General features: G+C 44.2%; 18 protein-coding genes. 7 read left to right on the top strand and 11 right to left on the bottom strand.

Annotation, left to right across the window (positions count from 1 at the left end):
* Nucleotides 1-46 precede the first annotated feature (46 nt).
* Nucleotides 47-862, top strand: a complete 816-nt coding sequence (locus OEV42_10045; GenBank protein ID MDH3974605.1) for a hypothetical protein — start codon at nt 47-49, stop codon at nt 860-862.
* Between the two features lie 238 nt (nt 863-1,100).
* Nucleotides 1,101-1,889: a class I SAM-dependent methyltransferase gene (locus tag OEV42_10040; GenBank protein ID MDH3974604.1), complete on the top strand. Its 789-nt coding sequence runs from the start codon at nt 1,101-1,103 to the stop codon at nt 1,887-1,889.
* Nucleotides 1,890-2,062: 173 nt separating this feature from the next.
* Here the strand turns inward: OEV42_10040 and OEV42_10035 are convergent, their stop codons facing one another.
* Nucleotides 2,063-3,157, bottom strand: coding sequence for a LamG domain-containing protein (locus tag OEV42_10035; GenBank protein MDH3974603.1), 1,095 nt, complete (start codon nt 3,155-3,157; stop codon nt 2,063-2,065).
* Nucleotides 3,158-3,539: 382 nt separating this feature from the next.
* Between OEV42_10035 and OEV42_10030 the strand changes: the two genes are divergently transcribed.
* On the top strand, nt 3,540-3,713 hold the full coding sequence (locus OEV42_10030; protein MDH3974602.1) for a hypothetical protein: 174 nt from the start codon (nt 3,540-3,542) through the stop codon (nt 3,711-3,713).
* Between the two features lie 404 nt (nt 3,714-4,117).
* Here the strand turns inward: OEV42_10030 and OEV42_10025 are convergent, their stop codons facing one another.
* The 3 genes from OEV42_10025 to OEV42_10015 all read right to left on the bottom strand — a co-directional run bounded on the left by OEV42_10025 (nt 4,118) and on the right by OEV42_10015 (nt 6,102).
* Nucleotides 4,118-4,453 carry a nuclear transport factor 2 family protein gene (locus OEV42_10025; GenBank protein ID MDH3974601.1) on the bottom strand — a complete coding sequence of 112 codons (336 nt, stop codon included), beginning with the start codon at nt 4,451-4,453 and terminating at the stop codon, nt 4,118-4,120.
* A gap of 112 nt (nt 4,454-4,565) precedes the next feature.
* Entirely contained in the window at nt 4,566-5,138 is a 573-nt protein-coding gene (locus OEV42_10020) for a Slp family lipoprotein (GenBank protein ID MDH3974600.1), read from the bottom strand.
* A 157-nt stretch (nt 5,139-5,295) separates the two neighbouring features.
* Nucleotides 5,296-6,102, bottom strand: coding sequence for a carbon-nitrogen hydrolase family protein (locus tag OEV42_10015; protein ID MDH3974599.1), 807 nt, complete (start codon nt 6,100-6,102; stop codon nt 5,296-5,298).
* Nucleotides 6,103-6,437: 335 nt separating this feature from the next.
* On the opposite strand from OEV42_10015, the gene hflX reads away from it, so the two are divergent.
* Together hflX and OEV42_10005 are read left to right on the top strand one after the other, a co-directional pair.
* Entirely contained in the window at nt 6,438-7,877 is a 1,440-nt protein-coding gene (gene hflX / locus OEV42_10010) for a GTPase HflX (GenBank protein ID MDH3974598.1), read from the top strand.
* A gap of 6 nt (nt 7,878-7,883) precedes the next feature.
* Nucleotides 7,884-8,702, top strand: coding sequence for an ATP-binding cassette domain-containing protein (locus OEV42_10005; GenBank protein ID MDH3974597.1), 819 nt, complete (start codon nt 7,884-7,886; stop codon nt 8,700-8,702).
* A gap of 68 nt (nt 8,703-8,770) precedes the next feature.
* On the opposite strand, the gene OEV42_10000 is transcribed toward OEV42_10005, so the two are convergent.
* The 7 genes from OEV42_10000 to OEV42_09970 form a co-directional block, all read right to left on the bottom strand.
* A complete protein-coding gene (locus OEV42_10000; GenBank protein MDH3974596.1) occupies nt 8,771-9,628 on the bottom strand; it encodes a hypothetical protein in 858 nt (285 codons plus the stop codon).
* A 24-nt stretch (nt 9,629-9,652) separates the two neighbouring features.
* The gene (gene nrfD, locus OEV42_09995) at nt 9,653-10,864 is read right to left on the bottom strand and encodes a polysulfide reductase NrfD (protein MDH3974595.1); all 1,212 of its coding nucleotides are present in this window, start codon (nt 10,862-10,864) and stop codon (nt 9,653-9,655) included.
* Between the two features lie 11 nt (nt 10,865-10,875).
* Complete coding sequence (locus tag OEV42_09990; GenBank protein ID MDH3974594.1) at nt 10,876-11,919, bottom strand: 4Fe-4S dicluster domain-containing protein; 1,044 nt, start codon at nt 11,917-11,919, stop codon at nt 10,876-10,878.
* A 42-nt stretch (nt 11,920-11,961) separates the two neighbouring features.
* Nucleotides 11,962-12,219, bottom strand: a complete 258-nt coding sequence (locus OEV42_09985; protein ID MDH3974593.1) for a twin-arginine translocation signal domain-containing protein — start codon at nt 12,217-12,219, stop codon at nt 11,962-11,964.
* Nucleotides 12,220-12,476: 257 nt separating this feature from the next.
* On the bottom strand, nt 12,477-14,507 hold the full coding sequence (locus OEV42_09980; protein ID MDH3974592.1) for a UvrD-helicase domain-containing protein: 2,031 nt from the start codon (nt 14,505-14,507) through the stop codon (nt 12,477-12,479).
* Between the two features lie 219 nt (nt 14,508-14,726).
* Entirely contained in the window at nt 14,727-15,122 is a 396-nt protein-coding gene (locus tag OEV42_09975) for a hypothetical protein (protein MDH3974591.1), read from the bottom strand.
* Between the two features lie 138 nt (nt 15,123-15,260).
* Nucleotides 15,261-16,193 (bottom strand): lysophospholipid acyltransferase family protein, encoded by a 933-nt coding sequence (locus OEV42_09970; GenBank protein ID MDH3974590.1) that lies wholly within the window; start codon nt 16,191-16,193, stop codon nt 15,261-15,263.
* A gap of 391 nt (nt 16,194-16,584) precedes the next feature.
* Here OEV42_09970 and OEV42_09965 point away from each other — a divergent pair, with 391 nt between their 5' ends.
* Both OEV42_09965 and OEV42_09960 read left to right on the top strand, forming a co-directional pair.
* Nucleotides 16,585-17,109 (top strand): HyaD/HybD family hydrogenase maturation endopeptidase, encoded by a 525-nt coding sequence (locus OEV42_09965; protein ID MDH3974589.1) that lies wholly within the window; start codon nt 16,585-16,587, stop codon nt 17,107-17,109.
* Nucleotides 17,110-17,170: 61 nt separating this feature from the next.
* On the top strand, nt 17,171-17,518 hold the full coding sequence (locus OEV42_09960; GenBank protein ID MDH3974588.1) for a hypothetical protein: 348 nt from the start codon (nt 17,171-17,173) through the stop codon (nt 17,516-17,518).
* Nucleotides 17,519-17,546 lie beyond the last annotated feature (28 nt).

The following is a 17,546-nucleotide window of genomic DNA, read 5'->3' as shown; positions in this document are numbered from 1 at the left end:
CTTCGATGGCGGGCAGTTGTTGCAAAAAATGGAGGAGGGAAAATAAATGCACAGAATCAGCAGGAAAGGGATTAAAGGTAAAACAGGTTCTGCATTGTTTTTGCAAAGTATCGTTATTTTCCTTCTAATAACTCTCACCATGGTACTTCTCAGCCATAACGAATGGGGAAATGCAATTGCCCAGCCTAAGCCGGATACCCAAAAAATGCCGACGGAAGTGGAGATGATAGCCGTTATGGAAAAACACTATGACTCTGCAATCCTGAGTCACGATGCGCTTATTCAGGGAAACCTGGAAGCGTTGCGCAGACGGCTAAGCCAAATAGAGACACAAACACTTCCACCGGCCGCACCGGAGAGTTGGCGTCCCCACCATGCGCGCTTGCGCAAAGCCGCCCGTAGTGCTGCGGGCATCTCAAGTTTGGAAAAGGCAGGCCCCGTCATGGGTGCAGTTGCCGAAGCTTGTGGCGCCTGCCATGCCGCTCTCGGTGTAGGCACTTTCTATTATTGGCCGTCACCACCGGATGAGAAAGGTGGAGTAGAAAGGGAAATGCGCACTCATCAATGGGCCACAGAGCGATTGTGGGAGGGCGTCACCGGACCCTTTCAGGAGGCCTGGTATCGCGGAGCGGCGGCATTGGCCGAAGCGAGGGTATTTGGCAATGAAGGGAGTGGCGTTAAAAATAGCCTGTTAAATCGCGAAGCTGAATTGCGGGACCTGGGACGGACGGCGAAGGCGACCAAAGGACTCCATGAGCGGGCAGTCATCTACGGACGCCTGCTGACTACCTGTGCCGGGTGCCATCAGGAAGCCGGTGTTTCAATCAAAAGCGCCAAGCCCATTCCGCCCTGGCAGGAATAAGGGAAGACCCTCTTTCCGGTTTATAAAAAACATACCCCCTTTATCCTGTCTTCTTAATCTCACCTGTAAAAACCTAATACTGCAAAGGAGGGGGCATGATAGTCCTCCCTTATAATTCCTGCTTTTTGAAAAACATACACTTGCCTGCTATATTTAGTTTATTGTCAGGATGAAACATGGCATCACCAATTCAGGACGTATCGGGCCTGAGATAATATAAAAAAGTCAGGCTCTATTTATGCTATTGGTTTTTAAAATCGGGGTAATACTGATCTCTTTAGTGGTGCTTTATTTCTTTCTTGTAACCAGAGGGTCTCTCATTATTAAGAAACTATTATTTAATGATGACAAAGCGTTTCATATCTACTGGGTCTATAGTAACAGCTTCCTTATATGGCTAACAGACAGGTCCTTCATCGTTTCAACAATCCTCTTTTTTAATTATCATCGACTTGCAGAAACTGTTCTCCAGCGACTAAACCCATCAATGGAAGGCAAACTTGTTCTTCAGGCTTCATGTGCTTTTGGAAATATATCTAAAAAAATAATGGAAAAATGTATACAGGAAGGCGCCACACAGGTGATCATTTCTGATCTCATTGCCAATGAGATCAAGCATACGAAGAGAAAACTGAAGTACGGCAATGTCCACCATAATTGCTCATATCTGCTTGAAGACGCCCTGGCTATGGCTCACAAGGATGAGTCTTTTGATTATGTGATCATATTTTTTCTCTTTCATGAATTGCCTTATGAGAAAAAAGTCACATCCCTCAATGAAGCGATGAGAGTTTTAAAACCGGGTGGAAAATTGATATTTGCCGAATACCATAAACCAACGTCATTGATTCTGAAAATTTCGGGCCGCTGTTTTTTTAAAGTCTTTGAGCCCTTTGCCGTTGAAATGTGGGAAACATTTGATGCACTACAAGTTCTCCATGAAGATCCAGGGCACCGGTGGCAGGTAAGCAAAAATACTTTTTTTTCAGGGAATTACCAGGTCTTTACAGCGGAAAAATCCCTATAGCCATTTTGTCCATGATGGGTAAGCTCATTGGCTTAGCCCTCCGGCACATCTACAAGGACCTCCTTTTTACCTGATTTCGGCTAAAAAAAAACGCCCCAAGGCTTAAAAAAAGCGAGGGGGCGTTTTTTAGTTAATCCCACTTGAATATACCAGGACGGCTATCGCCCTGCCATTTATTTTCTCCCTTTATCGATAACTTTAATCAGGCTGCTCCCTTCGAAGGGGGCGCCATCTATCAGTTCGCCGGACAAAGTAAGCTCTGCATTACCTTTTCCCAGTAACTCAATCAAACGCTGCCTATCAATTTTGACCATCAGGTCGGAAATATTATTACCGTCATAATCTCCAATTTCCGAAGGGCCGACGGCATATAAGGGAGAACCGGACATGCTTCCATTGATTTTACTCAAGGCAACTGAACTCACATTAATGTTCTCGGCATAATATGCATCCGGCAATTCTATATAAACGGTTATCCAGTTACCGTTGCTCTTCAAATTTAATGTGCCCGGCTCAATTTGAAGGTCGGCTTCGATTACTTCAGGTTTTTGATTAAACAACTCCTGGATTTCAGCATCGGAAAGGGCCCGGTTGTAAATGCGGATATCATCCATCTCGGCATGTGCCCACTCCTGTGTTCCGGGCTGATTGCCGATAGCAAGATTGTTTGAATTGGATCTTATCGGGTAGTTAGCATTCTGGGAATCGATTGCGACCAATTCTCCATCGAGATAGACTTTTCTCTCACCACTTTTATAGGTTGCCGCATAAAAGTGCCAGCTATAGGGGTCAGGAATACTGTAATAAGAAAATGACCGCTTAAAATTCCAGTAATTTGTATACGTAATGAGCCCAAAGTCACCGCAGGCTGAATATCCAACGTAGGGGAATATATAACCGCTGTTGCTTCCTACCATCCAGGCCGACTTGCTTACAAAACTTGTCGGCGTGCAAGGCGGCTCGGAAAGGAAATTGATCCACAGGGCAATGGTCAGTTCCCCTCCTGTGTTAAAATCACCCTTATCAGGAACGATTATCATGTCATTTATTCCATCAAAACTATAGGCGCCGTTCACATTTCCAAACCTGTCGTAAGTTAAAGAAGGGCCCTTTAGACTCCCGTGATGACCATTGCCACTTTCATCATTTGCATCGCCATTGAAGGGATAGTACGCTACCAGTCCCTCATTGATGTCCGCCAGGCCGACGCCGATAGTCATCAGCAATAAAGTAATAACCACCCATATTGAAATAAATATTTTTTTCATTTTATACCTCCCATTTTAAGTTATATTTAAAAAAATGCTTTGTCTCCACCTGAAGGTTTTGACAAATTGCTTCTCCATACTTGCAGCTGTTTAGAAGAAAAAAGCGGTTCTGTTTTTACTCTTTTCACCTTCCATTTCTCCTTTTCTTTCATCCTTCACAATTTATCTTTAAATAAAAATCTTCACTTTATGCACCCCAAAATTATTGATCCTTTCTTTAAACATCCGCCCCTCCTTTCCATAAAGATTTTTTTAAAAAAATACAGGTTCATCCGTTTTTATAATTACCATAGCCTATCAAAAAATAAAATACTCGGCTTTTTTTGCTTTTTTTCAGAAAATCTTTCGGCTTTTTTTGCTTTTTTTGAATAGGAGATGAAAAATGAATTTTATTAGAGGACCACTAACCTGGGCATTTGTAATTATTATAGGCGGATTAATGATTACTCCTGAGGGAATAGTTCCGATTGTTACTAATTCCGCTATTCAATTATTAACCGGCGTAATTTTAATAGCGCCTGGAGTTACAGGATTTGCAAGCCGTCGTCGCAGTTAGAGAATTGCCTAACGCTGCAAATCAACGCATGGCATCAGCCGACCGCCGCAGAGGCGGGTCGGCTGAACGCAAATATTAGGCTTACAATACACTTAACTCAACTAATAACGGGTTATTTTCCACTTTTACCAACTTCAATACAGCCTTCCCCGGCTGGTGCTTAGTATTCTCATCGCTGAGCCTATAGACAGGCCTTTTTGAAAGAAATTGGCTTGCTGCCATTTGTGCGACCTTCTTTGCTTTGGGTAACAGTTTCGGCGGGATATTTTCAGACTCCAGGCTTATAATCTTTGGGTTTTTAAAGAAAATTTCACTTTTTTTTGCAGAATCTGCCGATTTGGCGGGTCAGAGTCATAGGGTCAGGCCAAGAGGGAGGTGAAGGAGCAGCTTTGCTATTGTTCATATTAACCAAAGGCTCCTGAATCAAAGACAAGCAAAATCCGGGATATTTTCCCATTAGTAACTTCAAATGTTTGAGACATGGCTGTTGATACACCCTCTTTTGAAAATTGATAAACAAGACAGGCGGAAGTCTCATTTTCGTAGGCTTGCATGATATCATAGTCCATATCTTTCGGCGGGTCTGCCTTGAGGGAAGCGATGTAGGCCTCTGCCCCATCGAACTCGTAGAATGGTCCTTTGAATGTAAAGGGTTCAGTCAATAAATCCTTCATGGCATCTATCGGTCCTTCGCCATAAAAATAATCCATATATTGATAAGCCAGTTCCAGTGGTTTCATCTTGTTATTTCTATCTCATCATCCAGGGAAAATCGGCAATTTTAATTCAAGGAACAGGATCCGGGAGAGCTACCCTGTTCGCAAATAAGCATTACTCCTAACTTCACTGCACCTACTTTTCAGGCGGGTGCCGGTGGGGCAGATAAGGATAAGGATAAAAAGGTGAATATGGGCGGCACCAGGGATAGAATGGATCATAAAAGGGATCGTAGTAGGGATAAACCTCTTCGACCTTCTTTTCCCAGAGATGGATTTTTATGCTTTCAACTAGGGGGAAACTATAGTTCATCTGACCGACTTTGCCAGGCCGGGTCCCTCTTATTTTACCGGCTACGGTAATCTCTCTGCCTTCAGAATAAATGGCGGTTTCCAGGTAGCCTTTATGTTCGACAATAAAGCGTCCCTTCGATAAATCAATATTCCCCGGCCTGTCGGAGGAACCGAGAGGAACCTGGACGACTTCTATTACTGTTTTGCCGACTTCATTTTTTGATGTGGCTATAACACCACCCCAGAGTATTTTCTCCCCTGAAAGGGAATCTCCCCTTGCGATCACATCCTCGAAAGTAATGTCAAGATCAAGATCTTTCTTTAACTCACGTGGGATAACGGACGCACAACCAGAGAGGTTTATAAAAACAAGAATTAACGCCATTATCAGGGCTGAAATGTTTCCCCTATCCATTTGACCCTTACTCTTCATTCGATTGTTAAGCGGACTCTGCGATAAACAGCGGTTTATATTAATAATAGCAGAGTTTCACCTGACAAACAAAAAAGAGGCCTGTTAAATAAAAAAGAGGTTTCCCTGGCCTGCTTATCTCTCTATCACCGCCCCACAGTCAGAAACGTCTGTGCCGTAGGCAGGGCAGGCCTTGTCTTACCTCGTCCTGGTAAGAAAAATCGATCTCAGCGGTAATAACCGTTTCCCTGTCCGCCGCTTTAGCAAGCACCTTGCCCCAGGGATCGACAATCATAGCATGACCGAATGTGCGCCGTGTTGAGCTATGCGTGCCGTACTGGGCCGGCGCAATCATGTAAACCTGGTTTTCAATGGCACGGGCGCGTATTAGAATTTCCCAGTGGGCAAGGCCTGTTTCCACCGTAAAAGCAGCGGGCGAAAATATGATCTTTGCTCCTTCTTGAGTCAAACTGCGGTAGAGTTCAGGAAAGCGAAGATCATAGCAGATGGACAATCCGAGCCTGCCAAGGGGTGTATCAACAGTAACAGGCTCTTTGCCCGGTTCAACCAGTTTTGACTCGCGATGGCTTTCACCCCCTGCAATATCTACATCAAAAAGGTGAATTTTGTCATACCTGGCCGCAATATCGCCGTTGTCGTTAATGAGCAGGGATGTATTATACATCTTACCGCTATCTGCTTTGACGGGAATAGAGCCACCCATTATCCAGACCCCCTTTTTAAAGGCAAATTCCTTTAGGAACCTAAGGGAAATGCCACTTTCCAGGTCTTCCACGACCCTTGTCTTTTCTTCCTCTTTTCCCATAAAGGAAAAATTTTCCGGCAAAGCCAGAAGAGAAGCCCCCCTCTCTATACCTTCTGATAAAAGTATATTTGCCTTATTAAGGTTTTCATCTCTGTCATTTACAGAGGTCATTTGAATAGCAGCAACAATAAAATTTTCCATCATAAAGTTTCTCTTAAGGTTTCTAAATTATTAACACAAATGATGAATGAGAGGAAGGAATTCCTGAAGGAGTTCCTTGATTATTTAGGCAGCGCTCTGTAAAATCTATCAAAAAGTATCAAAAAGCGGAGGAACGTCACATAAAAAAAGTCATAGGTCATACAGCAGGCCTTAAGGCAGAACAGTTAAAGCGGCTGGAAAATATTTACAGGCGAAAAATACCTTCAACGTCCGTACTTACTCCGGAGCTGGCAAGGTATTTAACGGAAATATCCCGTGATACAGGTCGTCAGGTTGGAATTCTTGCAAGCAGAAAAGGTGAAATCATTACCGTTATGGCGGGAAGCCAGCAGGAAATTCTTATTCCCGACCTGAGCAGGTACAGGACAGGCCCTGGCAGACTTAGGGGTATAAGATGTATTCACACTCACCTCAAAGGAGAGCCACTCTCTGAAGATGACCTTACCGACCTTGCGCTGCTCAAACTCGATATGATGCTGGCCATTGAGGTAAAAGACTCGGGTCTTCCCGGCCTTACCTATATGGCCCACCTTGTTCCCGAAAATCCTGATGAAAAACGCTGGGAGATTTTAAAACCCCAATTTCCCTGGAATATTGATATCCCCTTTGATCATTTTATCGATTCGCTTGAAGGTGAAATCGGAAAGTCACTTAAAAGGAAAGAGAAAAAGGGGAAAAGCGGCCGGGCCATACTCATTAGTGTTACCGATAAAAACAGGCATTCAGCGGAGGCCTCCATGTCGGAACTGAGGGAGCTTGCCATATCGGCGGGAACGGAAGTACTCGATGAAATTATCCAGTATCCCAGGAAAATCAATCCCAGATTTTTAATGGGTTCCGGTAAATTAAAAGACCTCCTTATTATGAGCCTTCAGTACGGCGCAGACCTGCTCATCTTTGACCAGGACCTTTCACCGGGCCAGGTAAAAGCCATTACGGAAATAACAGACCTTAAGGTAATGGACAGAAGCCAGCTCATTCTCGACATTTTTGCTCAACGGGCTCACAGCCGGGAAGGTAAGGTTAAAGTGGAACTGGCACAACTTCGTTATATAAAACCCCGCCTTATGGCCAAGGACGATGCATTATCGAGGCTTACCGGTGGAATCGGGGGAAGGGGTCCCGGTGAAACAAAGCTGGAGGTGGACAGAAGGCGGATTGACGACAGAATAAATGCGCTGCAAAAAGAGTTACATCATTTGAGCCGTGGAAGGGGTGTAAGAAAAACAAGGAGATTAAGGAGCGGCATGCCGCTCATCTCCATTGTGGGCTATACCAATGCCGGAAAGTCGACCCTCTTTAATGCACTCACGGGTAGTCATGTTTTAGAGGAAGACCGTTTATTTGCAACACTTGATACGACAACGAGAAAATTCTGGCTCGGTGAGGGAAAGGAGATTATTTTCAGTGATACCGTCGGTTTCATCAGGGACCTCCCGCAGGACCTGGTCGATGCATTCAAGTCAACACTGGACGAACTTTTGGATTCGGCGCTTCTTCTTCATGTTGTCGATATTGCTGATGCAGAGATGGAGGACCATATCCGTTCCGTAGAGAATATATTGCATGAAGTGGGCGCAGCTAATATACCACGATGCATTGTCCTTAACAAGATCGATGCCCTTCCGGCGGAAGCGCTGGCAGCATCGTTAATGCAGATTAAAGGTATACCTGTTTCTGCTCATGAAAGGTTGGGCTTTAGCGAGCTCCTCACTGAAATCAATGACATTTTGTGGAAGAGGGAGGCCTCCTGACAGGAGATGATATCTTTAAAAGAGGTCAGCCACATATACAATGCAGGCACACCTATAGAAAAGAAGGTTCTAAGCAGGGTAACCCTTGCCATAAGCAATGGTGAGACACTTGGCATAATGGGTTCGCCGGGATCGGGTAAAACAACGCTCGCCATGATAATGGCAGGTCTTATCGAGCCGACTTCGGGGAATATTATCACACCGGGACCGGGGCCGGGCAAAACAGGGCTTCTTTTCCAGTTTCCTGAACATCAGCTCTTCTGTGATACGGTTTTTAATGATATAACCTACCCATTAAGAGAAATTATGGAGCTTTCTTCGTCAGCGGTTGAAGACCGATACGAAAAGGCATGTAAGGGCGCCGGTCTGGACCCTGACTTCATCAGAAAGGAGAGACAAAGTGAACTCAGCGATGGTGAGCGAAGACGTGTGGCCATTGCCTCGGTTCTCGCCATGGAGCCTTCTGTTCTCATATTGGATGAACCTACTTCAGGGCTTGATCCGGTGGGAAAAACCAGGCTCCTTAATGAAATAAAAAATCTTTCTGATCAGGGTAAAACCGTCATTATTATTTCCCATGATATAGAAGATCTCCTCCATATGGCCAAGAGAATAATCTTTATCGATAAGGGATTGATAAGGGATGATGGGCCGGCCCGGAAAATACTCTCCAGGCTTTCTGAAAAGGAGGAGACACTCGCCATGCTCCCTTATGTAACAGAGGTCCTGGTGAGGCTAAAAAGAAAGGGCGTCAATATAAGGGATGATATTTATGACCCCCGTGAAGCATTTGAGGAAATTAAAAAGGTGCTAAAGAATAGATAATAAAGTAGAAATAAAAAAAGAGGAGCCTTTTGAGCTCCTCTTTTTTTATCTATGTTAATTTAATAATCCTAATGAGCGCCTGCCGAATGTCCTGTTTCCGTAGCGGCATGGCCACCTCCATGACCATGCTCCTGCTCATGGTCTGTGTTTAGCATGCCCTTCGGCAATTCAGGCGCCGGCTCCGGCTGAAGCTGAGCAAAGCCCCTGTTGACAGGCGCCTGCTGGACATTGTGCGGGTCATGACATTCGGTGCAAACCCACCATCTTTTCTTGCCGCCGGGAGTCCACATACCGATCCTCTTGCCGTGGATACCATCTCTCCAGTCACGATAGATCTGGCCGTGGCATTTTCCGCAGAGTTTCATGGGCTGGTTAAAGCTGATTTCATTTCCACGATGATCAATGAGCTTATTCCTGTTGGTTCTGCTGTGGCAATCGAGACACCAGATGGCTCCCCTTCCATGCTTCAGGTCTGTCGGCTTTTCAGCCTTTTCCGTATGCATGGCAACGAGTTCCCTTGGCGTCGTATCCTTGGGCACAGCCACAATTTCCGGATCGCCATGACACATGTCGGCACAGGGGAATAATCCTATCACCTCCATAAGATGCGCCTCCCTCGGTTTTACAACCGCCTCTTCATAAGTGTAGTCCGCTTCAATGGGAAGCTCACCCATGGGTTCCGTCTCGTCAAAAGGATCACCCCACCAAAGAACACCGCCTGTTCTTGTTGAACATTTAATGTTAGGCCAGCCGGGCTCTATATCTCTTTTCTCTCTTATGGTGTAACCTACAACTTCACCATCTTCATTTTTCATTCCCCTGCTCTCGAAGCATACTTCCGGATCTGCGGCATGTGCTATACCGGAAAGCACGAATGACGCAATCAGTAAGGAGAACAAAATTTTTGAAATCTTATAATTTTTCATATCCACTCCTCTCATGAAAAAGGTCTAATTGCCCGAAGGATATTTGACTTCACCAAGCTGAACACCTATTGCCCCCTTGGCCAGGATGGTAAAGACAGTCAATCCAACTCCCCATGCACCGAGAGAATTACCGATCTCAATCCATGAGGGTGAATATTCAACAAACTCGCCGATGGGGCTCGGAATCATACCGGGAAGAACAAAGGCCATCCCCTTTTCGATCCAGATACCTGCAAAAAGAAGAACACAGGCAAAAGGAAGAATATTGTAATTTTTCCTTGTCGTTGGATTAATAAGCAGGATAAAGGCAAGAATGTTCATTGCCAGTGATACCCAGAACCAGCCCACGAGCTTCGAAAGCCCATGTTTTCCAAACATGAGATATTTGAGCGAAAATGAATGTTCCGTGCTCGGGTAAAGTTCCGTTACAACCTCGGAAAGTGTCAGGAAAAGTGAAATACCGAGGCAGAAAGTAACTATCGTAGAAATCATGTTAATCGCTTCATCTTTAATTTCAAGCTTTGTATGTTTCCTGATTATAAAGAAAGAAAGAATGATGAATGCCGGTCCCGCCGAAAAAGCCGTCACAATAAATTTAATGGGCACAATGGAATGGAACCACATAGGCCTTGTAGGCATGGTGTTGAGAAGAAATGCCGTTACCGTGTGAATGCTGAAAGCCCAGACGATTGAAATATAAACAAAAGTCATGTAGAAAGTTTTGTTCATGGGTTCGCCCGTATATTTTTTGTACATGTAGTAGAAACCACATATCAGGTTCAGCGCCAGATAGCCGTTCAATACGGCAACATCCCAGGTCAGCATGGAGTTGGGCCAGTTATATATTCCCAGGCCCGGAAGAATATGCCAGAGCCTGTCAGGGCGTCCCATGTGGCTGAGAACGAAAAGAATACACATAACAACGGCTGAAATGGCCAGCATTTCCCCGATAATGACAACATCCTTTAAGGGCTTGTAGTTATAGACATAGGCAGGAAAAACGATGGTTACTGCCGCCGCCGCCACACCAACAAGGAAAACAAAGTTGGACATGTAAAGCCCCCAGCTTACCTGGTCGTTCAGATTGGTTACTATCATACCCTGTACAATCTGCGTAATGTTGCCAAAAGCCCAGAGCATTATAAAAAAGCTTAAAAAGAGCAGCCATACGTAAAACTTGCCGCCCCCTTTGAGGGCATATGTCAGAAAATCAATTCCAAATCTTATCTGTTTCATATCGATACCCCTTAATCAACAAAGTAAAAGAATTTAGGAAAGGTGTTGAGTTCAGCTTTGAGTCTGAAAACTCTCTTCCTGTCGAGAATCTTCCTCACCTCTGAATTCTCGTCGAGAAGATTACCGAACTTTCTGGCGCCCACAGGACAGACCTCGATACAGGCCGTATATCTGCCCTTCCTCGATCTCTGGAGGCAGAAGTGACATTTTTCAACAACACCTTTCATTCTCGGCCTGTTACCCATGTAGTGAGTTCTGGGATTCATTTCTTCTTTCGGAAGGTTGGGTTTGCCCCAGTTAAATCTCCTCGCCCAGTAAGGGCAGGCGCCCATACACATTCTGCATCCGATACACCAGTTGTAATCGATAACGACAACACCATCGGGGTCTCTGTAAGTCGTTCTTACGGGACAAACCTTAACGCAGGGCGGCTTTTCACACTGATGGCATTGGATAGGAAAGTAGAAAGCATCCTTTTCGGGAACTCGCTGCGGCTCGTAGTAATGCTGCCCCTCAAGAATGGTGCCGACGGGGCTGTACGCGTTTCCTCCAACCTGAACGCCATACTCTTCACCTTTGCTATGGGGATAGCCCTCATCCATATTTTCTTTCTTAAAAGCAAAGTTCCCTTTCTCCATACGGATAACCCTGATCCACTGAATTTCAGTAGCGTTACCTTCCGGATCATGACGGGACTGGTTGTTCTCCTTTACACAGGCATGAACACAACGCCTGCAACCGATACACTTCTGGATATTGAGAGCATATCCGAAAAGCACACCCGGCATGGACGGCTCAATACCAACTTCAACCTTTTTGTCATACTCTTCAGAATAACGTGTCTCCAGTCTCTCTTTCGCTTCCTGCTTTTCGGCATCAGTCATGAGCCTGTAGTTTTTCTGAAAGTGCTCGGCCCATGTCGTCCTGGCTTCAGCATCATCAGAACCCGTCAGGAGCGCAGCGGCACCTGCAAATGCGCCGGCGCCTGCAACGCCGGCATCCTTCAGGAACTCTCTGCGAGACTTCCCTTTTTCAATGTTTTGTTTATTTGACATAGACATCTCCCTGGAAATGTTTAGATACTAAAATCTTTAATATCAGACCTTATCATATCTGTAGTTATCTACAAACATCCTGACCTGCCGGTTCTTTTCCACCTCACTCATTTCGACATACTCCCTGCCATGAAAAATCCTGTCTCCCTGGCTGAGATATTCGGCATCGGAACCTTTTCTTCCCTTCTCTACAGCGATGTCAACTACCTTTTTGGCAATACCCGCTGTTGCAGCAACGGCGACACTGCCCATGGCTGCTTTTTTCAGAAAGTTTCGTCTCGAACTGCTTTTGTCTCTCATTAAGCCCTCCTCTATTTGATTATCCATACTTGAGCGGGGAGAATTTCCCCTATTACAATTTGGTAAGAAATTTCGCTGATGGTTTTACAGTACTGAACAGACAAATAATCGGCTATTTAACCTAACCTAACCTCTTCTGTCAAGGATAAAATCGTGCTTCCGGGCTAAATCGCATCATTTCAAACCATAATACTTTCATAAAAAGGTTATTCCTTCCGTCGAAATGAAAAACATGGAGATTCTCCGTGAAGGGAGCGCTAATCCTCCAGCATGGCATGAATATTGGCAAAAAAAGCCTTTGCCTTCTTGTCGCTTTCATCGGCATCGGCAATGCTGTCACCACCTTCCCGTTGAACAACTTCATCAGGAATTTCATCGATAAACCGGGAAGGTGAGGAGGGTTCATCTTTCCCGTATTTGCTTCTGTGATTGCTATGACTGATATAGAGTTCCTCCATGGCTCTCGTAATCCCTACATAGCAGAGCCTTCTCTCCTCATCAAGCCCCCCTTCGGTAAAAAGGGATTTCTTGTGAGGAAGAATCCCTTCCTCCATGCCCACAAGAAAGACGACGGGAAATTCAAGCCCTTTAGACGAATGAAGAGAGATGAGCGTCACGCCGAAGGATTCCTCTTCCTTCGATTCCTCCATATCGGTAAGAGCCATTATTTCAAGAAAACCCTGGAGAGTCGATTCCATGTCATCCTGCTCGTACTGGGACATGCTTGCAATAAAGCTTTCTACGTTCTCTATCTTTCTGACGGCCACATCGACGGTTTTGTAAAGTTCATAAAGATAATCCTTGTATCCGATATCCCTCACAAGCTCCTTCATGGCACCTGTCATTTTCCCTTTGCATGCAAAGGGTACCATGAACTTTTCAAGAAGGGCCGCAAATGCTGTGACTGTTCCTGCCTGTTTTTCATTAATCGTCGTTAATTCTCCTGCCCTTCTGAAAGAATCAAAAAGTGTAATACCCTTTTCTCTTGCATGGTTTGCAAACTTCTCCAGTGTTGTTGCTCCCAGCCCTCTTTTGGGAATATTGGCAATTTTGAGAAGGCTCAAATCATCGGCAGGATTGGCAATTACCTTCAGATAGGCGGCAAGGTCTTTTATCTCCTTCCGCTCAAAATAGCTGGTGCCGCCAATAACAGTGTAGGGAATCCTTTCTTTTCTCAAGGCCTCTTCAAAAGGGCGCGACAGGAGATTAGCCCTGTAAATAATGGCAAAATCTTCATACTTTCGCTTCTTGTCATATTTTATAAGAGAGATTCTTTCTGCTGCGCTCCGGGCCTCACTTTCTGCATTATCGGCAGAGGAAAGTTTAATCCTGGGTCCCAGCCCTCTTTCGGTCCATAAGGATTTGCCCATTCTTTTTGTATTATTTTTGATAACACCGTTAGCCGCCCTGAGAATATATCCGAAAGACCGGTAGTTCTGTTCAAGACGCACCACTTTGGCGCCCTTAAAGTCTTTTTCAAAACCGAGAATATTGCCGATATCAGCCCCCCGCCAGCCATAGATAGACTGGTCATCATCACCGACGACACAGAGATTCATACGTTCTCCCGCCAGCATCCTGATGAACTGATACTGAATACTGTTTGTATCCTGGTACTCATCAACCATAATGTAACGGAATCGATGGACATACCGCTCAAGAACCTCTGTATGTTCCCTGAAAAGTTTCAAGGTAAGCAAAAGGAGGTCATCGAAATCTACGGCGTTAAATGCCTTCATTGCCTCCTGGTATCTGCTGTAAAGTGATTTTGAAAGAGCGCCCACATCATCCGTTTCCGATGATTCCATATCATGGGCGGGTTTCATTCCATTCTTTGCCCAACTTATTCTTTCCATGATTGATTCGACTTTAACACTTTTATCGAGAACCTTTACATCAGACATAAGGTTGCGAACGAGGGAAAGCTGATCGGAAGTATCATAAATGGTAAAATCCTTCCTGTAACCGATGTGCTCTATCTCTTTTCTCAGTATTCTCATACACAAAGAGTGAAAGGTCGATATAAGCGGCAGGGAAGCGGAGCTCCCCTTTAACATGGAGCGGACTCTCTCTTTCATCTCCCGTGCCGCCTTGTTTGTAAAAGTCACGGCAAGAACCTCTTCAGGAGAAACGCCCTTATCAATGAGATGGGCGACACGCATGGTAATGACGCGGGTTTTACCACTGCCGGCGCCTGCAAGGACTAAAAGGGGACCTTCCCTGTGGAGAACGGCCTCTTTCTGGCGGGGATTTAATCGGTGGATCTCATGGCTGATTCTGGATGACATAAGGGTAGTGATTTTACTTGAATTACGGGTCGTCTTGCAAGGAGAGATTAAGGGCAAGTGAAGATTGATAAAAAGCAGATGCTATTCCAAGTCCCTGAAAATAATGATGAGAATAAACCTCTGCCCAAAAGGTATTACTTCCATTTTTTCAGACCTTTTTAGGACTTTTTAAAAATTCTGAAGGGAAATCCATTTCCCTTTCAAAGGAATTTTGACAGGCTAGTCTGCTGCCCCTATCCATTCCTCGGGAGGAACACAATCCACATCTTTCTCACAGGCGGGACAATAGTAACAGTTATGTCCGTCCCTGTATCTTCCAAAAGCGGGGCTCTTGCAATGAGGGCAGGCCTCAAAGTCCAGGCAGGGCGTTCCATCGGCATATTCAAGCTCCAGGTTTCCACTCTTTCCACCTTCCGTAAGATAAAGAAATTCTCCATCAAGATCTTTTAAAAACTGACCGTTTTTAACCCGGTACGGCATCTCATAATGTCGTTTACGGCAGAGTTTCAGAGTTTCTTCCATATCAGAGAGACCTTCCATGAGAGTATCTCCCTTTAAGGCATCGAATATGCCCCACCCGTTTTCCTTTTCTATGATTAATGTTCTCGTTTCCATGTTAATACCTCACATCATTTATATTTGCCTTCTATTATTTTGATGTGCCGTTTCGACGAGAGGTTCAAGGATAAGAAACCAAAAGATCTGATTTAAACCGTTTTACAATGAAAAAGAGAAATTGCGTTGAGAGGATAATCAGGCTGCTTTTTTTCTGAGAGATGAGTCATGATCTTTTTCCTGTACTGCAGCAGGCTTCCACCTGTCATGCATCCAGTACCACTGATCAGGATATTTTTTTATGATATCTTCAAGAACGAGGTTGATCCTGGAAACCGCTTTTTTCAAGGATGACGGGTCGTTTCCCGTTTTCTCCAGGTAAATGGGTTCACCGTAGATACACTTGAGACGCCCCTCTTTTGTTCTTACGGCAAAACCGGGGACAATAGGCGCCCCTGTTCTGATAGCCAGAAGCGCAATGCCATAATTGGTCAAAGCAGGCATACCAAAAAAATCAGCCTCGATCCTGAGTCCTTTGTTTGTTCTAAGGTCAGGCAAGATCCCTACTGTATCACCTTTTTTTAAAGCGCTGACAATTTTGCGGGCTGAATTCCGCCTGTAAATACTTACAATATTATTTTTATTGCGCATTTTACTTATATATTTTTCTACAAAGGGATTTTTTGTTTTTTTATAAATAACGGAAATGGAACCTGAAAGCATGCTGTGAACAGCAGCCAGCATTTCCCAGTTTCCTATATGGGCGCTCATGAGAAAAGCGCCCTTTTCAGATTGAGCCGCCTTTAAATAGTTGTGGTACCCTTCAATCTCAACATACTTTGAAACCTTTTCCCTGGAAATACCCTGGAATTTAACCATTTCAACAAAACTTACGCCAAAGTTCTCAAAGGTGGAGTGGGCCATTTTGAGGGCATCAATCTTTTTAAGCGACAATGCTTTCAGGATATTATTGACCGCCATGGTTCTGTATTTATGGCTCACACAAAAGAAGGAACAGCCGATAAATCTTCCCAGCAGGCGGGCGGCAGGCAGCGGCAGAACATTAAAAATCTTCGTAATTATAAAAAAAGGGATATATGCGGTAAAATAAAAGTAGTTTTTTATGTTCATTCGATCCTGTTTTATTTTTTTCAATAAACAGTGGAAACGGTGAAAAGCAGCGCCTTTACAACCTGGAAACGATCACATCAACTTGATTAAAATCAGCAAAACTATCTACGAATTCATAAGACAAAATGGAAAAAAAAGATGCAAAATGATAACACGATTCTAATTCCAGAAGTTATATTTCGCAATAAATATAACACAATTAACATTTAATTTGAAGTGATTTCCACGTTTATACCGTGCCCTCAATCCGGGGCTGCAATGTCATTTCTATCATATGCCAGGTAAGAGAGGTAAAGCTGGTTTGAAATTATTCTTTTTCCTGTTACACTTTAGCGAGCAGGGGTTGAGCAAATAATCAAACCTTTTTCTTTTGTCTTATAACATAAGGGCAATGATAATATTTCATATTATCAAGCGCCTAAAAATTAACTTTATGACTTCTAATTCAACAACTTCTTTCAGGACGGATCAAAAAAAAATACTCATTGCAGGGCTGGGAAATACCCTTCTGGGCGATGAAGGTGTTGGTGTAAAAATTATTGAGTCCCTTGAAAAGCGCGTCCATCTTCCGCAAAATATCAGTCTTCTCGATGGCGGCACGGCAGGATACACGCTTATTGATTGCATGAAAGATTATGAAAAAGTTATACTCATCGATGCCGTAAGGGGAGGAGCAAGGCCGGGAACGGTTTATCGCCTCAGTTTTGATGACATAATAAGGCGCCCTGAACTAAAACTATCAGGTCACCAGATAGACCTTCCGGAGGTACTCATGCTGGCAAAGCAACTGGGAGAACTCCCGCAAATAGTTCTTATCGGCATCGAACCGGAAAATATGGAATATGGAATGGAACTTAGTCTGAAAGTAAGCAGGGCAACGAGGGAGGTAATGGAAGAAATATTCCGCCTTATATAAATTCATTACTATGACTCTATATTCTCTTATTTTCCCTGCAAAAAGCAGGTCTTTCCCCTTAATGAGATGGCTAAAAATCAGCCTTCGAACACTGCATCTGGCCGGTATGGCCGGAATGGCGGGCATCTTTTTTTCTACACCGCCAAATTATCACTACTATCCTTTTGTAATACTTATATATGTGACGGGCTTCCTTTTTGTCGCTATCGAGCTATGGTCAAACGGTGTATGGCTGATCCAGTTAAGAGGAATGGCTATATATCTTAAATTAGTAATCCTGTCCTTTCTCTTTGCCCTGCCCGGCCATGAAATAACAATGATTATATTTCTTATAATCATTTCAGGAATGATCTCACATGCGCCTGCAGATGTTCGCTACTATTCAATTTTTCATGGCAGAAGGATATGAGACCCGGATAATCTGCAGATCTTATTAA

It is taken from the genome of Deltaproteobacteria bacterium (assembly GCA_029860075.1).
Lineage (GTDB): Bacteria > Desulfobacterota > JADFVX01 > JADFVX01 > JADFVX01 > JAOUBX01.
Note: the sequence above shows the minus strand (reverse complement) of the source record. Positions and strands in the feature narration are given on the sequence as shown.

Coding starts and splice junctions, on each gene's coding strand:
- OEV42_10045 (MDH3974605.1), top strand. CDS start 47: ATGCACAGAATCAGCAGGAAAGGGATTAAAGGTAAAACAGGTTCTGCA.
- OEV42_10040 (MDH3974604.1), top strand. CDS start 1,101: ATGCTATTGGTTTTTAAAATCGGGGTAATACTGATCTCTTTAGTGGTG.
- OEV42_10035 (MDH3974603.1), bottom strand. CDS start 3,157: ATGAAAAAAATATTTATTTCAATATGGGTGGTTATTACTTTATTGCTG.
- OEV42_10030 (MDH3974602.1), top strand. CDS start 3,540: ATGAATTTTATTAGAGGACCACTAACCTGGGCATTTGTAATTATTATA.
- OEV42_10025 (MDH3974601.1), bottom strand. CDS start 4,453: ATGAAACCACTGGAACTGGCTTATCAATATATGGATTATTTTTATGGC.
- OEV42_10020 (MDH3974600.1), bottom strand. CDS start 5,138: ATGGATAGGGGAAACATTTCAGCCCTGATAATGGCGTTAATTCTTGTT.
- OEV42_10015 (MDH3974599.1), bottom strand. CDS start 6,102: ATGGAAAATTTTATTGTTGCTGCTATTCAAATGACCTCTGTAAATGAC.
- hflX (MDH3974598.1), top strand. CDS start 6,438: ATGGCGGGAAGCCAGCAGGAAATTCTTATTCCCGACCTGAGCAGGTAC.
- OEV42_10005 (MDH3974597.1), top strand. CDS start 7,884: ATGATATCTTTAAAAGAGGTCAGCCACATATACAATGCAGGCACACCT.
- OEV42_10000 (MDH3974596.1), bottom strand. CDS start 9,628: ATGAAAAATTATAAGATTTCAAAAATTTTGTTCTCCTTACTGATTGCG.
- nrfD (MDH3974595.1), bottom strand. CDS start 10,864: ATGAAACAGATAAGATTTGGAATTGATTTTCTGACATATGCCCTCAAA.
- OEV42_09990 (MDH3974594.1), bottom strand. CDS start 11,919: ATGTCAAATAAACAAAACATTGAAAAAGGGAAGTCTCGCAGAGAGTTC.
- OEV42_09985 (MDH3974593.1), bottom strand. CDS start 12,219: ATGAGAGACAAAAGCAGTTCGAGACGAAACTTTCTGAAAAAAGCAGCC.
- OEV42_09980 (MDH3974592.1), bottom strand. CDS start 14,507: ATGTCATCCAGAATCAGCCATGAGATCCACCGATTAAATCCCCGCCAG.
- OEV42_09975 (MDH3974591.1), bottom strand. CDS start 15,122: ATGGAAACGAGAACATTAATCATAGAAAAGGAAAACGGGTGGGGCATA.
- OEV42_09970 (MDH3974590.1), bottom strand. CDS start 16,193: ATGAACATAAAAAACTACTTTTATTTTACCGCATATATCCCTTTTTTT.
- OEV42_09965 (MDH3974589.1), top strand. CDS start 16,585: ATGATAATATTTCATATTATCAAGCGCCTAAAAATTAACTTTATGACT.
- OEV42_09960 (MDH3974588.1), top strand. CDS start 17,171: ATGAGATGGCTAAAAATCAGCCTTCGAACACTGCATCTGGCCGGTATG.